We start from the raw sequence: 19,301 nt of genomic DNA, 5'->3' as shown, positions 1-19,301 counted from the left end.
CTCCCGCCAAGAACCCCGCTGATAAGCTCAGCGGGGTTCGGTACGGGATCGGCCATTGGCCGATATGACTCGATTATATGCGATATGCGGAGGAAAATCCTGTATGGTTTTTACAGATTGACGGATTTCATGCTCGCTTCCGGATACCGGGTACCGTGAGCCGCTCCCTTGGGAGCCGCTTCGTCGATTCTCGCGAGATCTTCCCTGGACAGCCGGATTTCCGCGGCGGCCGCATTCTCCTCCAGCAAAGCGCGGCGTTTGGTCCCCGGAATCGGCGCGATATCCTCGCCTTGCGCCAGCAGCCAGGCCAGCGCCAGCTGGGAAGGTTTGCAGCTCTTTTCCTTCGCGATGTCCTCGATCCTTGCGACGAGATCGAGGTTTTTCTGGAAGTTCTCCCCCTGAAAACGCGGCGAAAAGCGGCGGTAATCGTCCTCCGCCAAGTCCTCGAACGTTCGGATTTGCCCCGTCAGGAAACCCCGGCCGAGCGGACTGTACGGCACGAATCCGATGCCCAGCTCGCGGCAGGCCGGCAAAATCTCGTCCTCCACGTCGCGGCTCCAAAGCGAATACTCGGTTTGCAGCGCGGTGATGGGATGGACGGCATGCGCGCGCCGGATCGTGGCCGGTGCCGCTTCGGACAGGCCCAGATACCGGACCTTGCCCTCGCGCACCAGCTCCGCCATGGCGCCCACCGTCTCCTCGATGGGGGTATTGGGATCCACGCGATGCTGGTAATAGAGATCGATGTGATCCACACCCAGTCTACGCAAGCTCGCCTCGCAAGCGGATCGGACATATTCCGGCCGGCCGTTCACGCCGAGGAATTTGCCGTCCTCGCTTCTCACGTTGCCGAACTTCGTGGCGATGACGGCTTCGTTGCGGCGGCCTGTAAGCGCCCGGCCGACCAGCTCTTCATTGCGCCCCACGCCATACATGTCAGCCGTGTCGAAGAACGTCACGCCGAGTTCGAGCGCCCGATGGATCGTGCGGATCGCTTCTTCCTCGTCCCTGCCCGCGTAAAAGTCGGACATCCCCATGCAGCCGAGCCCAAGCTCCGACACTTCCAGCTTTCCGCCTAGCAATCTTTTTTTCATCTTCGTCCCTCCCGTTTTATGAGAAACATGACAATCCTTTAAGGAATGAAACCTTGACCCGGCAAGCGTGCTAGAATCGAGCCGTCGACGGTTTGCCATCCATCATTCCCCATTAGACGCGAAACGATCCGGGCAAACCGAATATGATCAACAGGGGTCCGAACCAATGAGAAACGTCACGCCGATTCAGCACGAAGAGAGAGTAGAAGCGGTGCTGAACATCATCCATGAAATTTTTCGCCCGGAGGACATCGCAGATGAGCGAATCGAATCCCATATCCGGGAGATGTCTTACGAAGATTTGGGCATGCTCGTCCTCGAGCTCGTGAAGACCCGATCCTTGGACCGGTTCGATCGCCGATCGGCTCCCGATCACTAAGACAAGTTCGGAGGAACCCGCACCGGATAAGCCTGCTCGAAAGCGTAGGCGAAACGGAGCAGCGCGGGTTCGCTATACGGCTTGCCGGCGAACGATACGCCGAACGGCAAGCCGTCCTCGCGGTAGCCGGCCGGGACCATCACCGCGGGATACCCCGACACGGCAGGCGAGTCGGTGACTCCCGGGCAGAACAAGGCGTCGAGCTTATGCTTCTCCATCAGCTTGTCGATGCCCTCTTCCCTCGACATCCGCCAATCCTTCAGCCTGTCGCGGATATATTCCGGTTCCGTCATCGTGCCGGACGTCTCGTATTCAGCGCGCAGCATCCAGGTTTGCCCGAACTTCAGCGCTTTCTCCTGGTTCCGGTTATTGAAGTCGATGACGTCGCGCAGCGATTTGACCGGCGCATGGGGACCCAAAAACGCGAAATACCGGTTCAGCGCGGACTTGAATTCGTTCAGCAAAACGGAGGAATGGTCGGCCACGTGATGCAGGTTGGTATCTTCCACGATTTCCGCCCCGCACTGCCTCAGCACCTCGACGGCTCGATCGACGAGTTCCTTTTCTTCTTTCGTGAAATCGCCTTGGTAGCCGCGGTTGATGCCGATTCGCGCGCCTTTCAATCCCTTACGGTCCAGAAACTTCGTGTAGTCGGGATGCGCTTGTCCGCGCGACGGCCGAGTCGCGGCGTCCTCGGCGTCTTCGCCGGCGAGCGCCCCGAGCAGGATCGCCGCGTCTTCGACCGTTCGTCCGAACGGCCCGGCCGTATCCTGCGTGTAGGTAATCGGGATGATGCCGGTTCGGCTGATCAGGCCGAGCGTCGGTTTGATCCCGACGATGCTGTTGTAGCAGGCGGGATGCAAGATGGAGCCCGAAGTTTCCGTGCCGACCGCGACGGCACATAGATTCGCGGCGACCGAGGATGCGGAGCCCGAGCTCGAGCCGCCCGGCGTATGCTTTCCGGGGCCGTAAGGATTCAAGACTTGGCCGCCGCGCGAGCTGTAGCCGCTGGGCATCCCCGTCGTCATGAAGTTGGCCCATTCCGTCATGTTGGCTTTGCCCAGGATGACGGCTCCCTCTTCCCGCAGACGCCGCACCAGGAAAGCGTCCCGCTGCGCGAACGAATTCGCCAGCGCGAGCGAACCCGCGCTCGTATGCATTTTGTCGGCGGTGTCGATGTTGTCCTTCAGCAGCACCGGAATCCCGTGCAGATGGCCCCGCACTTTGCCCTCCGCTCGCTCGATGTCCAGATTTTCCGCTATGTACAAGGCGTCCGGATTGATTTCCAAAACGGTATTGAGGCGTATGCCGGATTTGTCGTGCTCCGCGATCCTCTCCAAATACATCGCCGTGAGTTGCCGGGAAGTGATTTCCCCCGCCGCCATCGCAGCCTGCATGCCCCGTATCGTCGCTTCTTCCACGTTAAATGCCAATATCGATGCCCTCCATTCGCGATTTCGCTGCCTTTATTATGCTACTCCCCAAGTCCTTCGTCGAGCGCGCCAATCGAAAAGGAGCGTACCCCTTGGACGGGATACGCTCCTTTGTCGTTTAAGCGTGGAACTCTTGACCGGAACGGACTTCCTTGACGTAACCGGCCCGGATGGCGAAATCGCCGAAATGCTCGCCTGCATTCCGCTCTTTGGCATAGTGGGCCAAGAGTTGGCGCAGGGAATCCAGGATTTCCGCTTCTCCGATGTTCTCCTTGTACATCTTGTTCAATCGGTCGCCGGCGAAACCGCCGCCCAGATACATGTTATACCGTCCGGGCGCTTTGCCGATGAACGCGATTTCCGCGAGCGCGGGTCTCGCGCATCCGTTCGGACAGCCGGTCATCCGGATGACGATGTCCGTCTCGCTCAAACCGTTTTCTTCGAGGATCGGCGTGATTTTGTTCAGCAGCTCGGGCATATAGCGCTCCGACTCCGCCATCGCCAGTCCGCAAGTCGGAAGCGCGACGCAAGCCATCGAGTTGCGGACGAGGGCGGTCAGATGCGCGCCGTCCGTCAGCCCGTATTTCTGAACCAGTTCTTCGATTTTCTTCTTCTGCTGGGATTTGACTCCCGCGATGATGAGGTTCTGGTTCGGCGTCAGCCGGAAATCCCCGCCGTGCACCTTGGCGATTTCGCGGAGGCCCGTCATCAGTTGATAGCCTTCCTCGTCCTTGACGCGGCCGTTCTGGATGAACAGCGTGAGATGCCATTTGCCGTCGCTGCCCTTCACCCAGCCATAGCGGTCTCCATTATGATCGAAATGGAACGGGCGAGCGGGCTGCAGCTTCCAGCTGAGACGCTCGGTCAGTTCGCCGATGAACCAATCGATGCCGCGGTCGTCGATCGTATACTTGAAACGGGCGTGCTTGCGCACGGAACGATCCCCGTAGTCGCGTTGGATCGTGACCGTTTTCTCCGCCACGTCGATGATCTGGTCCGGCGTAATGAAGCCGATCACTTGGCCGACCTGCGGGTACGTCTTCGGATCGCCGTGCGTCATGCCCATGCCGCCGCCGACGCTGACGTTAAAGCCGGCCAGGCGGCCGTTTTCCACGATCGCGATGAAACCGAGGTCCTGGGAAAACACGTCGACGTCGTTGGAAGGCGGTACGGCGATGCCGATTTTAAACTTGCGAGGCAAGTAAACCGGCCCATAGATCGGCTCTTGCTCGCGGTCGAAATCCCGGCTGTCCGCCACTTTCTCCTCGTCCAGCCAAATTTCGTAATAAGCGCGGGATTTGGGATCAAGATGGCTGCTGATCTTGCCTGCCAGCTCGTAAACTTCGCCGTGCACATCCGACTGGTACGGGTTCGGGTTGCACATGACGTTGCGGTTGACGTCGCCGCACGCGGCCAGCGTGCTGAGCATGGCGTCGTTGACTTCGCGGATCGTTTTCTTCATGTCCCACTTCAGCACGCCGTGCAGCTGGAACGATTGGCGCGTCGTCAGCCGGATCGTGCCGTTCGCGTACTTCTGCGCGACGCTGTCCATCATCAGCCATTGGGCGGGCGTGACGACGCCGCCGGCCGCGCGGACGCGGAGCATGAATTGGTAGGCGGGCTCGAGCTTCTGCTTCTGGCGTTCGCCTCTCAGGTCCCGGTCGTCCTGCATGTAACTGCCGTGGTGTTTCATGAGCCGGTTATCGTCTTCGGGAATCGAAGCGGTGATCCGGTCTTCCATGGTCTCGAGCAAGCTGCCCCGCAAATAGTTGCTGCGTTTTTTGATCTCCTCGACGTCGCTGTGCGGCGCGCTGTTCTTGGAGAGCAAATGGTTTTCCGACATGCTGGTAATCTCCTCTCGCGGTCTTTCTACGGGAACCCGATCAATACACGTCCCGTTGGTAACGTTTATCTTGCTGCATGCGGGCCAAGTATTCGGCCGCCTGCTCGTCGTTCATGCCGCCTTCTTGCTTCAAAATCGTGATCAGCGCCGCATGGACGTCGTGAGCCATCCGGCTCTCGTCGCCGCAGACGTACACCACGGCGCCTTCCTGCAGCCACTCGTACAGATCGCGTGCCTTCTCGAGCATGCGATGCTGTACGTACACTTTCTGATCCGTGTCGCGGGAGAACGCTACGTCCATCCGGGTCAGCACGCCGTCCTTGAGCCAGCGCTGCCACTCGGTCTGGTACAGGAAGTCGGTTCTGAAGCGCTGGTCGCCGAAGAACATCCACGTTTTCCCTTCGGCGCCGCTCTCTTCCTTGTCCATCATGAAAGCCCGGAACGGTGCCGCGCCCGTGCCCGGACCGATCATGATGATCGGCGTTTCCGGGTTTTCCGGCAGCTTGAAGTTCGGGTTATGCTGGACGAACACAGGCAGCTGGGCGCCCGGCTCCGCGCGTTCCGCGAGATGGACGGAGCAAACGCCGTACCGTTCGCGGCCGTTCGCCTCGTAACGCACGGCGCGGACGGTGACGTGCACCTCGTCCGGCGTCGCTTTCGGGGAGCTCGAGATCGAGTACAGCCGCGGCGGAATCTTCCGCAGGAGGGACACGAAGTCGCCCGCGGGCACGCCCTTCAGCCCGTAATCCTGGACCAGGTCCAGAAGGTCCCGGCTCTTGATGTATGCTTTGAGCTCCTGCTCGCTTCCCGGTTCCAGGAGCTTGCGGAGATCGCTTGTCGCGGCCAGCTTGGAAACTTGCTCGATCAGCGGCTTCGTCAGCACGGTGATTTCGTAATAACGGAGCAGCGCATCGCGCAGCTTCAGGCTCTCCCCGTTTTTGTCGGAGACGGTTTCGTCCGCATTCCAGCCCGCTGCCGCGATCAGCTCGTCCACGAGCCTCGGGTCGTTTTCGGGATAAATGCCGATGCTGTCGCCCGGTTCGTATTGAAGGTTCGACCCTTCAAGGGAGATTTCCACGTGCCTCGTTTCCTTCTCCGAGCCGCGCCCGTTCAGGTTCAGGTTTTCCAACACTTCCGCATGGAACGGATTCGAACGGGAATACTCCGACTCCGCTCCGGCCGTTGCGGCGGTTGCCGTGGTAGCCGCAGCTGCCGTGCCGCCGGACGTTTCGCCCATAGCCTTCGCGACGGCTTCCAGCCACCCCGCCGCCGGCTGCTCGAAATCGACGTCGCAGTCGACGCGGTCGGCCACACGACGTGCACCGAGCTCTTCCAGCCTTTTGTCGAAGTCCTTGCCGGTCTGGCAGAAAAATTCGTAAGACGTATCGCCCAAAGCCAGCACGGAGAAACGAGTGCCTTCCAGCTGCGGAGCCCGCTTGCTGTGGAGGAACTCATAGAAGGAAACGGCGTTGTCCGGCGGTTCTCCTTCTCCGTGCGTACTGACGATGATGAACAGGTTTTGCACCTTTTTGAGGTTGTTCGGCTTGAAATCGCTCATGGAAGAGAGCGTAACCTGGACCCCTTGGTCGGTCAGCTTTTTGGACAGCTTCTTGGCCAATCCGGACGAGTTGCCGGTTTGCGACCCGAACAGGATCGTCGCCTCTTGGGGAACCGCCGGCGCGCTCGGCGCCTGAACGGACGCCGCCGGAGCCGCTCCGGTCAGGCCAACTACGGCTCCCTGAAACTGCAGCGCCGCCATGTATCCGCTCAGCCAGCTGCGCTGCGCTTCCGTCAAGGAAGGCAGCAGCCGGTTCAGCAATTCGACTTGTTCTTGGTTAAAAGGACTATTCGTGACTTGAAGTTCCAATTTACATTCACCCCGCGCAGCATGCATTGCATTTGATGGTCACACTCTAATATCCCTCTACTGAACCTACCACACACGGGGTTGCGGGGCAATTCGAATGATTTTATAAGTTCTATCAGCCCCCCTTATACGGACAACAAAAAGCCGTCCGGGATCTATGGGATCCTGAACGGCTTTCGACAAATTTGGGGTTAGGAGTTCGCGATCACGAACGCTTCCCAGCCGGAGGCCGATGCGCGGTTCGCGTACAGCACGCCTCCGACGTTAAGATCCGCGCACACATACTGGTTGTTGGCGACGGATTTCAGCGCGACCTGGCCGTTGCCGAGATCGACGCGCGTGAACTTCTCCCAGGCATTAATGAAGGAGGCGGAAGCGATCAGCCTTCCCCCGTTGTTCAAGTCGGCCTGTACGTATTTGTTGTTGGCCATCGACCAGAGCGAGATCGTTCCGTCGGCGTTGTTGATCACCTTGAACCGCTCCCAGTCGTTCACTGCCGTGCGGTTGGCGACGAGCGGATCGGCTCCGGAGTTATCGGCCGTCACGAAGTTGCCGTTGGCGATCGCCTTGAGGCTCGACCAAGTCGTCGTCACCGGCGCCGCCGTCGTGTATTTCTTCACGAGGTTGGTGAAAGTCGTGTTCGGGGTGAAATTAGCCGTGCTGAACTTGTTCCATTTGGAAGCGATCGTGGCGGAGCTGTCGTTGTTCAGGTCGGGAGAAGGATTGCCGTTGTTGATGTAATAGCCCCAGTTGCCGCCGCCCTTCACTTTGTAGGTCCAGTTCGTCCAGTTGGCGTTCAGGGCGTTCAACCCGTTCAGCCATTTCTCGTAAAGGTCGTTCTGCCCGAACGAGAACTCGCCGGCATAGATCGGGATGTTCCAGTTCCGCTGATATTGCGTGAGGTCCTTCAGCCAGCGGTCGATTTCCGAATTCGTCAGGTTCCAGTCGTCGTAGTTCGTGAACTGGTAATGATGCGTCTGGTACATGACGTTCGTCCAGCCGAAGGTGGAAGGCGCATAAGCGTTCGGCCAATCGTAAAATGCGGCGATAATGATGACGTGGTTCGGATCGATGGCGCGGACCGCTTGGTACATGCGGTTGAAAAAGTTCATTTTCTGCTGGATTTGCGACGAGCTTTCACTGCCGCTCATGACGACGAGAGGCTCGTTAAGCAAATCGTAAGCCGCGATCGTCGGATTTCCGTTATAATGCGTCGCCAGCCGCTGCCAAATCTGCACCGTCCAGTTCTGATAAGTTGCGTTGCTCCACAGTTGGTTGGAGTTCGAAATGCCGCATGATTGCCACGGGCAATCGCCTCCCGGCGCGCCGTGCAGGTCCAGGATGACGTAAATGTTGCGGGCGCTCGCTTGGGATACGAGCCAATCCAGCTTGCGGAACGTGACGGAGTCCGGCTTCATCGTCCCGTTCGTGTACATGAAATCTTCCCAATACATGGGCACGCGGACGACGTTCATCCCCATGCTCTTGATGTTGTCCAGGTCGCTCGCTTGGATCCACGTATCCTGGTAGCCGTTAATCAACGACTGCGCGCCGGCTTCCCCGAACCGGTTGATCAGCGTCCGCCGCATCGAATACTCATCCGCCGCGCCGAGCGGGGACATCCAATCCTCCTGCAGCAGCCAGCCGCCCAGGTTCGTCCCCCTCAGGTTGACGATCGCCCCGTTGCCGGAATTGTTTCGCAGCACGGTGCCGTTCGCCTTGAGAAAATCGGCGGAGCCGAACGCCGCGCTCGCGCGGGAAGGCCCGACGACCGTCAGCAGCGTAGACAGCAATACCGCTAAACAAAGCGTGGCGATGAAGCTTTTTTTCATGAATCATTACACCTCCGTTTAATGGTCAAGCTTGATTGTGCCTCTCTGTGTAAGCGCTGCCAGTATTGCCCGACATGGCGACAAGAGAATGCGTTTCTCCTCGGGACAATCACCTCCCATTGGTCCTATACCCATCATACGGAAAAATGAAATCGATTTCAATATTCGATTTATACGGGGAATAGACGCAGTGCACGCAGTTCGTTATTGCACACTTGCATCCGCCTTTTTGCCGAAAGTTTTACTGCAGTTCGGTTTTGCACACTTGCCGCGCAGTTTTGGAACAGCCTCTATGGATTCGTACGTTTTAAGTATGCATTTTCGAACTGCAGGCGGCTAGCGCGTCTGTTTCTCCCCTGTCGGATAAACCGCTATAATTAATTTCAGCGGTTTTATCGAGAAAGGACGTGGACAATCGTGAAAATGAACAAGCTCGGCTCGTCCGATCTGACGGTGAGCGAAATCGGCCTCGGCTGCATGTCGCTCGGAACCGAAGAGGGCAAAGCTGCTGCCATCATCCATAAGGCGTTGGACCGCGGGGTGAACCTGCTGGATACGGCGGATTTGTACGACTCGGGGCGTAACGAGGAAATCGTAGGGAAAGCGATCCAGGGAAGGCGCGATCGGGTCGTTCTCGCAACCAAAGTGGGAAACCGCCGCGTGCCCGGCCAAGAAGGCTGGAGTTGGGACCCTTCCAAGGCGTACATTCTATCGGCCATCCGGGAAAGCCTCCGCAGGCTGCAAACCGACTATATCGATCTCTATCAACTGCACGGCGGTACGATCGGGGACCCGATCGACGAAACCATCGAGGCGTTCGAGCAGTTGAAACGCGAAGGCTTGATCCGTCATTACGGGATATCCTCCATCCGCCCCAACGTGATTCGGGAATACGCGTCGCGCTCTTCGATCGCGAGCGTGATGAACCAATACAGTATCTTGGACCGCCGAGCGGAAGAGTCGGTATTACCGCTTTTGAAGGAACGCGGGATCAGCGTTATCGCTCGCGGGCCGGTCGCCAGCGGCCGGTTGGCGCAAGGCAGGGCGATCGAGAAGGGTTACCTGGACTACGGCGTGGAGGAGCTGCTTCTGGTGCGCGAAGGTTTGGAACGTCTGGCCGTTCCCGGGCGAAACATGGCGCAGCTGGCGATCCGCTACTCGCTCTCCCATCCGGCGGTGGCCGCCGTTATTCCCGGAGCGAGTTCGGAAGCGCAGCTCGAGCATAATCTTGGCGCCGCCGATATCCCTCCGTTGACGGAAGAGGAGATCGCGGCGATCCGGGCTCTAAGCAAGGCGAACGTATACGCAGACCACCGCTGAACGCGGGGAAGGCCGGCTGGAGTTTTCCAGCCGGCCTTCCTTATGAGGCGTGCCATTTTCAGAACTTCATGATGCCCATGACGTGATCGAGCGGAATGTACCCGATCGCCCGGCTGTCCTCGCTGTTGTTCCGGTTGTCCCCCATGACGAAAATGCTGTCCTTCGGCACGGTCCAGGTCTGATCCCCGACGTCGGTCATCGGTTCCTTCGTATAAGGCTCGTCGAGCGCCTTCCCATTGCGGTACAGCTTGCCGCCCTTGATTTCGATGAAATCGCCGGGCTTGCCGATGACCCGCTTCACGTAATAAGTATGATCATTGCCGCTTTCGAACCACGCGAAGAAGGGATGGTCCTTGATTTCGTCCATGAACGTGCGTTTGCGGTCGACCCGGCTGTCGATGATGACGATATCCCCGTATGCCGGCATGTAATCGAAGGTGTGGGACAATTTCGAGACATAAACGCGTTCCCCGTCATGAAGCGTCGGATCCATCGAATGTCCGTCCACGCGGTAAGGCTGGAACACGAAAATGCCTACGACTAGAGCGATCAGGAACGCGATGCCGAACGATCCTAACCAACTTCGGATTTCTCTCAGGTATTTCATTTGCCGCCGTTCCCCTCTCTCCCAAGGCTCACTGGTTCTATTATAGCAACCGACAACAGAGGGAGACAAATGAGGCGAAGCAGCATGGGACTCAACGCGCGAGAAGCCTTAAAATCCGAAGACCGTTGCCGATGCTCCGTTCGTCTTTGCCATCTGCGTTCCGAACCGTTACGCGCATGACGGACCGTTCTTCGCGGAAGGGAAACAACGCCAAGACGGGCCGGTAAACGCCGGGGCACCAAGCGTCGAACGGGTTGTACGGCACGAAGGATCCTTCGTCGACCGAGTATTCGAAGATGCCGGTATCCGGTCCGCAGAGCAGCAGCAGCCCTGCGCCGCGCCCTTCGGCTTCGAATGTGATTCCCGCTCCGGCTTGTTCCGTGTAAAGATGCTCCGGACCGTACCTCCAGTTGATCAACGGGATCGGCGCTTCGCCGCTCCAATCCATGCGGTCTACGGAAGTTGCCTCACGAATGCCCAGCGTGCGGGCGAACTCGAAATTGTCCCGCACGAGAGGTTCCGGGAGCAACGGTTCGACCTCAGAAGCGGCAGCCGCGCCGGCCGCCGGCCTCAGGTACCGATCGAGAAAGTCCCGCAGCCAGCCGGCGTACAGGGAGTATCCTTCGTCGTTCGGGTGGACGCCGTCCGGCGCGAGCTGCTCCCATCTTTTGGCGCCGGACGCGACCGTTTCGAACACCCCCGCCACGAAGTTGACCGACGGAATTTCATAGCGGGCCGCGACTTCTTCATGAACGGCCGCATAGAACGGCAAGCGTTCGTTTCGGTTCTTGTCGTCCGCCGCGTAGAGAAAAACGATGTCCGTATCCGGCGAAATCCGCCGGCATTGCCGGACGATTCCCTCCATTCCCCGGATCGAAGCGATCCGATCCTCCTCCGAATGGCCGCGGCCTTCGCTGTCGTTCACGCAAAACTCCACGAACAGCAGATCGACCGCGCCTCCGGAAAATACGTGTTCCTGCAGGCGATGCGCGCCGAGCGCCGAATTCGTGCCGCCTACCCCTGCGTTCACGAAGTTGAAGACCGTCAACGGAAACCTCTCTTCCAAGTAGGCTTCGGTCAAAGCCCGCCAACTGCCCGCATCGGGGTCGACCGCCCCGTACCCCTCGGTGATCGACCCTCCCAGAAAAGCAACGGTCACGGGCTCCCGTGCGCGAAGTTTGGCTTCCGTGTGAGGCAGTCCCCTTCGCGGATTCGCATAACGTATTCCGTTCAATCTTGCTTCCACCTGTTCTTCTCCTCGTTAAGGACTGACTTTCAAGGAATCCAACAGCATGAAGGTTCCCGATTTCTTGACGGCCTTTAGCGTGTGCGTGCCGTTCGAGAGGTTGTCGACGGCGTAAACGGACTGCCCGGTCAGGCGGGTCTGGCTGTAAGTGCTGACCGTCTTCACGAATTTGCCGTCGACGTAAATATCGATGTCGCCTTGGGAAGCGTCTTTCTCCGTCAGCAATTCGACTCCGCGTCCCCGGAACGTGAAAGTGAAGGCATCGCCGTTCGTTTCGGTGAAATGAACGTCATCGTTGAAATCCCCGAGGCCGCGGCCGCTGCTGACCGCCCAAGAGCCGGCGTAAGAGATGCTCGTATCGTTATCGTTGTACTGGGCGTCCCCCGTGATGACCCTGAATTGGTCCAGCAGCATATAGGTCCCGGATTTCTTCAAGGCTTTGAGCACGTGGTTGCCGTCCGGCAGCCCGGTTACGCGGTATACGGTCTGCCCAGACTTTCGTTCCGGACTGTATGCGCTGATCGTCTGCTGGTATTGATCGTCCAGATAGATATCGATCTCTCCCTCGGAGGCGTCCGTCTCGGTGACCAGCTCAACCCCCGTTCCCTCGAACTTGAATTGGAGGAAGTCGCCGTTCCGCTCGGTGTAATGGACGTCATCCCCATAGTCGCCGAGCCCTCTGCCGGTGCTGACCTTCCAATTTCCTTTGTATTTGATGCCGGCATCCGAGTCGTTCACGGACACCGGGGAAGCCACTGTATACCGCAAGCCGTCCGTGAGCATCATCTCGCCGGATTTTTTCACGGCTTTGAACGTATGCGTCCCATTCGGCAGACCCGTGAGCCGGAACAACGTCTGGGCGGTTTGGCGCGCGGCGCCGTAGGCGCTGACCGTCCCTTTGTAGACGCCGTCCACATAGACCGCCGCGTCTCCTTGCGAAGGACCTTTGGCCGAGATCCACTCCAGGCCCGTGCCGGTGAAGACGTAGGTGAAGCTGTCGCCGTTATTCGCGGCGTAATGGATATCGTCCTGGAGGTCGCCCCGGAAGGAGAAGGCCAGCTGGACCGCGCCCGTCGGACGGGTCGCCAAGTAAGATTGCTTGATCGTCACTTGGTTGCCCGAAACCGTATAATCGGTTCCCCGCGTGAGCGGCGTGCCGCCGGCCGAAACGCCGAGCAAGCCGCTGCCGTCGATCGTCAGCGATACCGTCACGTCTTCAGGCGCGGTTTTGTCGAACGCGGCTTTATCCGGCTTGATTAAATCCGGGATTCGGAATTTCAGCTGATCGAGCAGCATGTAATAGCCGGATTTCTTCACGACCTTCAGCGTATGGGCGCCGTCCGGCAGCCCCGCCGCGGCGAAGACCGTTTGCCGGACTTGCCTGCTTGGCGCGTAAGTGCTCACCGTGCGCTGGTAAACGCCGTCCAGATAGATCTCGACGTCGCCCTGCGACGAATCCTTCTCGGTGACCACTTCCACTCCGGTTCCCGTGAAAGCGGCCTCGAAAGCATCTCCGTTCGTTTCGGCGTAATGCACGTCATCCTTGAAATCCCCGAGGCCCCGGTTCCAGCTTCGGTTCCAGGCGCCCGTGTACGAAATGCCCGCGTCATCGTCGTTCAGGACCACGTAGCGTCCTCGGGAAGAATCGGTGACGGCGATGTCCATCGTTTGCGGCGCGCCTCCGCTGAACGAGAAAGTGAGTGTCTGCATGCCTTCCGGCAAAGAAGCGAGATATTGTTTGCGGATCGCAATCTGGCTTCCGGAAACGGTATAGTCTGTGCCTTCCGTCAGCGCCGCTCCGCCGTTCGCGATGCCGGTCAGCTCGTTGCCGTTCAGCGTCAACGCGGCGGAGAGATCCGCTTGCAGCGAAGCGTTCTGGTCAAAGCTCGCGGACGACGGGCTGACCGCGCTGTTCGCGGGAGTCGTGTCGCGGACCTCGATCGTCAGGGTCTGAGAAGCGCCTGCGCTGAAAGCGAAGATCAGCTTGGTGATGCCGACGGGCCGCGCGGCCAGATATTCTTTCTTGATGGCGACTTCGTTCCCGCTGACTGCGTAATCGGCGCCCGCGGACAAAGCCGTCCCTCCGTTCGAGATTCCGACGAGGGTGTTGCCGTTCAGCTCGAGCGTCGCGACGACGTCGGCCTGCGATCCGGCTTTCTTATCGAAGCTTCCCGAGGCCGGGCTGATCGCGCTGTTGTTGGCCGCCGAATCCGTCACCGCGATCGCCAGCGTCTGCGAAGCCCCGCCGGAGAAGGCGAAACTGAGGTTCGTTTGACCGATCGGCTGGTTCGCCAGGTAACTTTGCTTGACCGTGACGGTATTTCCGGTCACCGCATAATCGCCGTCCGGTACCAGCGTACTGCCGCCGTTGCGAATGCCGGAGAGCGCACCTCCGTAGACGGCGGTCGTGACGGAAACGTCGGCAGGCGCGGCTTTATCGAAACCGGCCGCGGTCGGCGTCACGAGATCGGGCAGCAGAACCCTCACCTGGTCGAGCAGCATGAAAAAGCCCGATTGTTTTTTGACGGCCTTCACCGTATGCGGCCCATAAGGAAGACCGGTAACGTTGAATACGGTTTGCTGAGCGAGGCGGCCGATGTTGTAAGTGCTGACCGTCTGCTTGAACTCCCCGTCTACGTAAATATCGATTGCGCCTTGAGACGGATCCATCTCCGTCACGAGCTCGACGCCCGTGCCCGTAAACGCGTATTCGAACGAGTCGCCGGCGGTCTCGGTCCAGTGGACGTCATCCTTGTAGTCCCCGAGGCCCCGTCCCGTGCTGCGGTTCCACGCGCCTGCGTACGAGATCGACGGATCGTCGTCGTTCAGCACGACGATTGCGCCCTGCGAAGAGTCCCGAACGACGAGAGTGACAGTCTGAGGCGCACCGCCGCTGAACGAGAACGTCATATCCGACGTTCCGGTCGGAAGGCTCGCCAGATACGCTTTCTTCAGCACGATCGCGTTGCCGGAAACCGAATAGTCGGCTCCCTCCGCAAGCGGACGGCTTCCCTGCGTAATCCCGGTCAGGCTGTTTCCGCTCGCCTCCAGGGTCAGCGAGACGTCGCCCTGAGCGGAGGGATTGCGGTCGAAGCTCACCGTCGCCGGATTCACCCGGCTGTCGCGGATCGTCGTGTCGCTCACCGCGATCGTCAGCGTCTGCGGCGCTCCCGCGCTGAAGACGAACGTCAAGCCGGTCGTCCCGACCGGACGTCCGGCCAGGTATTCCTTCCGGATCGTGACTTCGCTGCCCGAAACCGAATAGTCGCTGCCGGGGGACAAAGCGGTTCCGTCCACCCGGATCGCGCTCAGCGTATTTCCTTTTAACGCCATTGTTGTGGATACGTCTGCCTGCGCGGAAACCTTTTTATCGAATACGGCCGTCGTCGGGGCGATGGTGCTGTTCGCCGCCGTGTGATCGAGCACGTCGACGATCAGGTTCTGGGCGGCCGCGGCGAGTTCCCGGCCGTCGTTGCGCTTCCAGTCTCCCGAATACCGGATCCCGGTATCGTCGTCATTGACGGTGGACGTACCGCCGAATGCCGTCACCCGGAACAGCCGCGTACCGTGCGAGGGTACGTTCGACGCCGAGTAGCCGGAAGCGAACGTACCCAGATCGGAATGGCTCCACAGGTCGCGAACGGCGGCCGGTCCTTGCAGGCCGATCTCGCTCCAGTTCACGTTCACGTCGGCAGGAGAGCTGCCGAGATTGAACAAGGCGACCGTATAGGTTCCGTCCCCGTTGTTCGCATACCACACCTGCCGGGTCGTTGCCGTGGAGACGGGATGCGCGGGCCGGCCGGCCTGGTTCACCGCGATCACTTCGTCGTTTGTCAGCAACGACAAGCCGAAATCGTCCAGCTTCGTCATGTCATTGCCGATGTACAGCGGAGCCGACGAGACCGCCCACAGCGTCATGGCCGTGCGGCGTTCGTCCGGGGTGATGCCGTCCATGGCGCCGTTGCCGACGTTCAAGGAATCGAAATCGTTCCAGCCCGAATCGGGTCCCGCGTGCCGCCACCATTGCTCCGCTTTGGGGAACAGGCGGGCGATGTTGTCCCACTTGGTCAAGCCGCCGGTTCCGCAGTAGCACTCGATGTCCCATTCCACGCGCCAGCCGTCCGCGTATTCCTTCCAGGTATCCGCGTAATTGATGTCGAGCGCCCAAGACAGCTCCAGCCAAATGTTATGGCGCTTTAAGGCTTGCGACCAGGCCTTCACGTCGTCGCGCGCGTCGATCGTCGTATCATTATGGCCGGAGCCCGGCGTCACGCTGTCGAACTTGACGAAGTCGACGCCCCAGCTCGCGATGAGGTCGGCTATGGAATCGATGTATTTCTGGGCGCACGGGCTCGCGAAATCGATCTTATAGCCGATGCCCCAATAATCCGCCGTTCTGAGCGGCTGCGCGGCGATGTCCCGCATCGTGCAATCCGTCGTTCCGTAAATCGGCAAGTCGTCCTTGTACGCCTGCGGGGAAAGTCCGGGTATCAGATAGATTCCGAATTTCTGCCCGTTGGCGTGCACGTAATCGATCAACTTGGTAAAGCCTTCGGGGTACAGCGTCGTGCTCGGAATCGGCCGGCCGTAACCGTCCATGCCGCCGTTCCACGCGGCGTCCACGTTGATGTAGTTGTACCCGTGAGACTGGAGTTTCTCGTGCATGGCGTCGGACTGAGCTTTGATTTGGTCGGCGGTAATCCATTGTCCGTTGCCCGAGTATACCTGCATGCTGTAGCTGCTCCAGCCCATGTAAGGCTTCGAAGCCAATGGGCTGACGGATGAGGCCGAGGATGCCGACGCCGTGTTCTTGTCCGAAATCAAGGTGCCGAGCTGCGCGGCAAACAGCAAGATAACCAACAACCACATCCGGGATTTCTTCATCGCGTGAGCCACGTCATTCATCTCCTTTGCCGATGGAATGGAAAACCAGGTGCTTTATCCGGGATCGCAATAAAACACCTGGTTCCTTTAAACGCTTTATTTCTTGAACGTAGAAGAGTCGTACGCCTTTTGCAGGATCTCGAGATAACGGTCGAGCTTCAAATCCTGCAGTCCCTTGACGTAAGAGTCCCAATCCTTATCCAGGCTCTTATTGCCGGTGACGAACTGCAGCGTATTCTGGTCGATGTAAGTCCGGATGTTCGTCTGCAGGATGCTGACCTCGTCCGTCGTCGCGGGATCAACCCAAAGAGACCAAATCGGGAACAGATCCTTCGGCTCGTGGCCTTGGTACTGAAGGGTGGCTTGGTACAGCCTGCGCTCATAGTTGGCGGAATCGTAGATGTCGTCTCCTTGCACCCAGCTGTCGCGGTATTCCTTCGGCATGTAGAAGTGTGCCATGCCGCTCCATCCGGCGTTATGAGGCGCTTCTCCTTCGACGGCCGGGATCGGCTTGACTTTCGGTTGTACGCCTTCGCCCAGAGCCTTGTCGCCAGGAGCCGGATCCGTCCAGTCAATGCCTTTCATGCCGCTCGCGCCGTTCGTTTGCCCTTCCGGCGTGAACATGTAGTCGACAAGCTTGATGAGCGCGATTTGCGCCTCTTTGCTGGCTTTGTTCGTGATCGCGAATTTAGCGCCCGGAGAGACGCCGCCGCCGTCATGCGTCGCAAGAGAAACGCCGTTCGGTCCCGTCAGAGGAGGCACCGGGTTGTAATCCTTCGAGTTTTTGTTGCCTTTGTCGATGTTGACGAAGATAGCCGGGTGCATGCCTGCGCCTACGCCCAGGATTTGCGTGTCGCCGTGTTCGCCGATTTTCTTGTAAGCTTCGTTGTTTTGCGTGAACGCTCCCGGATCGATCAATCCTTCGTCGTATAAGGACTTGATATAAGCCAAGCCTTGCTTCCACTCCGGCGTGATGGCGGCAGATTGCACTTTGCCGTCTTTCAGCATCAGATGGTTGCGGTCGTCATCGTAGACGAAAGCGTTCATCAGGAAGGGCACGATGCGTACGCCGTAATCTTCCGTCGATCCGCTGAGCGGCACTTCGTCTTTGGCGCCGTTGCCGTTCGGATCTTGGTTTTTAAACGCTTCCAAAACTTTTTTGAAATCGTCCGTCGTTTTCGGCATCGGAAGCTTCAATTGATCGAGCCACTTCGTGTTGATCCAGTATTTGTTCGGATAAGAGCAATGGAAACACTGGGCGTAAGCGGGCAGACCGTAGATGTTGCCGTCCGGTGCCGTCGCGAACGCCTTGAAGTCGGAGTTCGAATCTAGCGCTTGCTTAATGTTCGGAGCATATTGGTCGATCAAGTCGTTCAGCGGAATGAGAACGCCTTGTTTGCCGTATTTCAAAATATCTCCCTGTGTAAATTGGTCGATATACGCCGTCAGCATGTATGCGTCCGGATAGTCGCCGCTGGCCAGCGAGATTTGCCGCTTTTCTTTGGCACCGTCCGAGGTTACGGTCTCGAAATTGAACTTGATGTTGAACTTTTCTTCCGCGAATTTCGTGAATTTGTTCGTTGCCAGATCGATGTTCGGTTCCTGCACGGCGAATACCTTGAGGTCAACCGGCGCGGAAGGCGCCGCCGAGCCCGATGCGGAAGGAGACGCGCCCGCGTCTGAACTCGATGGAGAAGAAGATGCGGCAGACTCGTTTTTGTTGCCGCCACAAGCCGCCAGGACCATGCTGAACATCAACACGACGGCAAGCAGGCTTACGATTCTCTTTTTCAAATTGATTCGCTCCCTTTTCATTGTAATCGTTTGAAAATTCATTTTCTTCCAGGACGGCGGGTTACATATTCATCACCCCTCCCAAATGCTTGCTCCAGGATCAGCCCTTGACGGAGCCGACCAGCATCCCTTGCACGAAAAAGCGCTGCACGAAGGGATAGATCAGCAGTACAGGCAAGGTGGCGACGACGATCAGCGAGAATTTCAGCAAATCGGAGAGCTGCTGCCTTTGGATCTGCGTTCCAACGTCAGCGACGGTATTGCCGCTGTTGTTCTGAATGATGATGCTTCGGAGGATAAGCTGCAGCGGGAACTTGTCGGCGCTCTTCAGGTAGATGAGGGCGTCGAAATACGCGTTCCATTGGCCGACGGCATACATCAGGACGAGCACGGCGAGTATCGGCTTGGAGAGCGGAAGGACAACGCTCCAGATGAACCTCAGATCGCTGCAGCCATCCATTTCGCTCGCTTCAAGCAATTCTTCCGGGATGGAAGACTGGAAAAACGAGCGGGCGATGATCACCTGCCACACCCAGACCGCGTTCGGGATGAGCAGCGCCCACCGGGTATCGATCATGCCGAGCTCCTTGACGACCATGTACGTAGGAATCAGTCCGCCGCTGAACAGCATGGTGAACGTGACGAGCATCATGAGCGCGTTGCGGCCGAAAAACGTTTTGCGGGACAGCGGATAGGCGATCATGACGGTAAGCGTGACGCTGACGAGCGTGCCGGCCGATGTATAGAACAAAGAATTCGCGTAACCCGTCAGGATTTGCGGCGTATTGAGCAGTGCTTCGTATCCCTTTATCGAGAAATCCACGGGCCACAACCACACTTGGCCGGATGATACGGCAGCCGGGCTGCTGAACGAGCTGCTCAGGATATAAATCAGGGGATATAGGACGACGATCAGCACGATGCACAATATCGTGTAGATTGCAGCCAGAAAAATCTTATCGCCCGTCGATTCTTTAATCGTAGTGCGCACGGATGCCATGA

12 protein-coding genes are annotated in these 19,301 nt (G+C 58.7%); 2 read left to right on the top strand and 10 right to left on the bottom strand.

The window, feature by feature from the left end; genetic code table 11:
- Nucleotides 1–110: 110 nt before the first annotated feature.
- Complete coding sequence (locus tag EAV92_RS23520) at nt 111–1,094, bottom strand: aldo/keto reductase (protein WP_123043332.1); 984 nt, start codon at nt 1,092–1,094, stop codon at nt 111–113.
- Nucleotides 1,095–1,260: 166 nt separating this feature from the next.
- Between EAV92_RS23520 and EAV92_RS23515 the strand changes: the two genes are divergently transcribed.
- Complete coding sequence (locus EAV92_RS23515; protein WP_123043331.1) at nt 1,261–1,473, top strand: hypothetical protein; 213 nt, start codon at nt 1,261–1,263, stop codon at nt 1,471–1,473.
- Here the strand turns inward: EAV92_RS23515 and EAV92_RS23510 are convergent.
- The 4 genes from EAV92_RS23510 to EAV92_RS23495 form a co-directional block, all read right to left on the bottom strand.
- Entirely contained in the window at nt 1,470–2,906 is a 1,437-nt protein-coding gene (locus tag EAV92_RS23510; protein WP_123043330.1) for an amidase, read from the bottom strand. The two genes, EAV92_RS23515 and EAV92_RS23510, sit on opposite strands and share 4 nt — an antisense overlap.
- Before the next feature lie 118 nt (nt 2,907–3,024).
- On the bottom strand, nt 3,025–4,749 hold the full coding sequence (gene cysI, locus EAV92_RS23505) for an assimilatory sulfite reductase (NADPH) hemoprotein subunit (RefSeq protein WP_123043329.1): 1,725 nt from the start codon (nt 4,747–4,749) through the stop codon (nt 3,025–3,027).
- 40 nt (nt 4,750–4,789) lie between these two features.
- Nucleotides 4,790–6,616 (bottom strand): assimilatory sulfite reductase (NADPH) flavoprotein subunit, encoded by a 1,827-nt coding sequence (locus EAV92_RS23500; RefSeq protein ID WP_123043328.1) that lies wholly within the window; start codon nt 6,614–6,616, stop codon nt 4,790–4,792.
- A gap of 191 nt (nt 6,617–6,807) precedes the next feature.
- Entirely contained in the window at nt 6,808–8,448 is a 1,641-nt protein-coding gene (locus tag EAV92_RS23495; protein ID WP_123043327.1) for a cellulase family glycosylhydrolase, read from the bottom strand.
- Between the two features lie 417 nt (nt 8,449–8,865).
- Between EAV92_RS23495 and EAV92_RS23490 the strand changes: the two genes are divergently transcribed.
- Nucleotides 8,866–9,768, top strand: a complete 903-nt coding sequence (locus EAV92_RS23490; RefSeq protein WP_123043326.1) for an aldo/keto reductase — start codon at nt 8,866–8,868, stop codon at nt 9,766–9,768.
- 58 nt (nt 9,769–9,826) lie between these two features.
- On the opposite strand, the gene lepB is transcribed toward EAV92_RS23490, so the two are convergent.
- From lepB to EAV92_RS23465, 5 genes are all read right to left on the bottom strand, one after another.
- Nucleotides 9,827–10,375, bottom strand: coding sequence for a signal peptidase I (lepB, locus tag EAV92_RS23485; protein ID WP_206424264.1), 549 nt, complete (start codon nt 10,373–10,375; stop codon nt 9,827–9,829).
- A 91-nt stretch (nt 10,376–10,466) separates the two neighbouring features.
- Nucleotides 10,467–11,621: an SGNH/GDSL hydrolase family protein gene (locus tag EAV92_RS23480; protein WP_123043325.1), complete on the bottom strand. Its 1,155-nt coding sequence runs from the start codon at nt 11,619–11,621 to the stop codon at nt 10,467–10,469.
- Between the two features lie 15 nt (nt 11,622–11,636).
- Entirely contained in the window at nt 11,637–16,517 is a 4,881-nt protein-coding gene (locus EAV92_RS23475) for a X2-like carbohydrate binding domain-containing protein (RefSeq protein ID WP_241158371.1), read from the bottom strand.
- Between the two features lie 84 nt (nt 16,518–16,601).
- The gene (locus EAV92_RS23470; protein ID WP_420888794.1) at nt 16,602–18,299 is read right to left on the bottom strand and encodes an extracellular solute-binding protein; all 1,698 of its coding nucleotides are present in this window, start codon (nt 18,297–18,299) and stop codon (nt 16,602–16,604) included.
- Between the two features lie 100 nt (nt 18,300–18,399).
- Nucleotides 18,400–19,299 (bottom strand): carbohydrate ABC transporter permease, encoded by a 900-nt coding sequence (locus tag EAV92_RS23465; RefSeq protein WP_123043324.1) that lies wholly within the window; start codon nt 19,297–19,299, stop codon nt 18,400–18,402.
- Between the last annotated feature and the right edge of the window lie 2 nt (nt 19,300–19,301).

Origin of the sequence: Cohnella candidum (assembly GCF_003713065.1) — a bacterium.
GTDB classification, from domain to species: domain Bacteria; phylum Bacillota; class Bacilli; order Paenibacillales; family Paenibacillaceae; genus Cohnella; species Cohnella candidum.
This window is presented reverse-complemented; position numbering and strand designations above follow the sequence as displayed.

What these genes read in the sequence shown, in the direction of transcription:
- lepB (WP_206424264.1), bottom strand. Translation starts at nt 10,375, where the DNA reads ATGAAATACCTGAGAGAAATCCGAAGTTGGTTAGGATCGTTCGGCATC.
- EAV92_RS23465 (WP_123043324.1), bottom strand. Translation starts at nt 19,299, where the DNA reads ATGGCATCCGTGCGCACTACGATTAAAGAATCGACGGGCGATAAGATT.
- EAV92_RS23520 (WP_123043332.1), bottom strand. Translation starts at nt 1,094, where the DNA reads ATGAAAAAAAGATTGCTAGGCGGAAAGCTGGAAGTGTCGGAGCTTGGG.
- EAV92_RS23495 (WP_123043327.1), bottom strand. Translation starts at nt 8,448, where the DNA reads ATGAAAAAAAGCTTCATCGCCACGCTTTGTTTAGCGGTATTGCTGTCT.
- EAV92_RS23515 (WP_123043331.1), top strand. Translation starts at nt 1,261, where the DNA reads ATGAGAAACGTCACGCCGATTCAGCACGAAGAGAGAGTAGAAGCGGTG.
- cysI (WP_123043329.1), bottom strand. Translation starts at nt 4,749, where the DNA reads ATGTCGGAAAACCATTTGCTCTCCAAGAACAGCGCGCCGCACAGCGAC.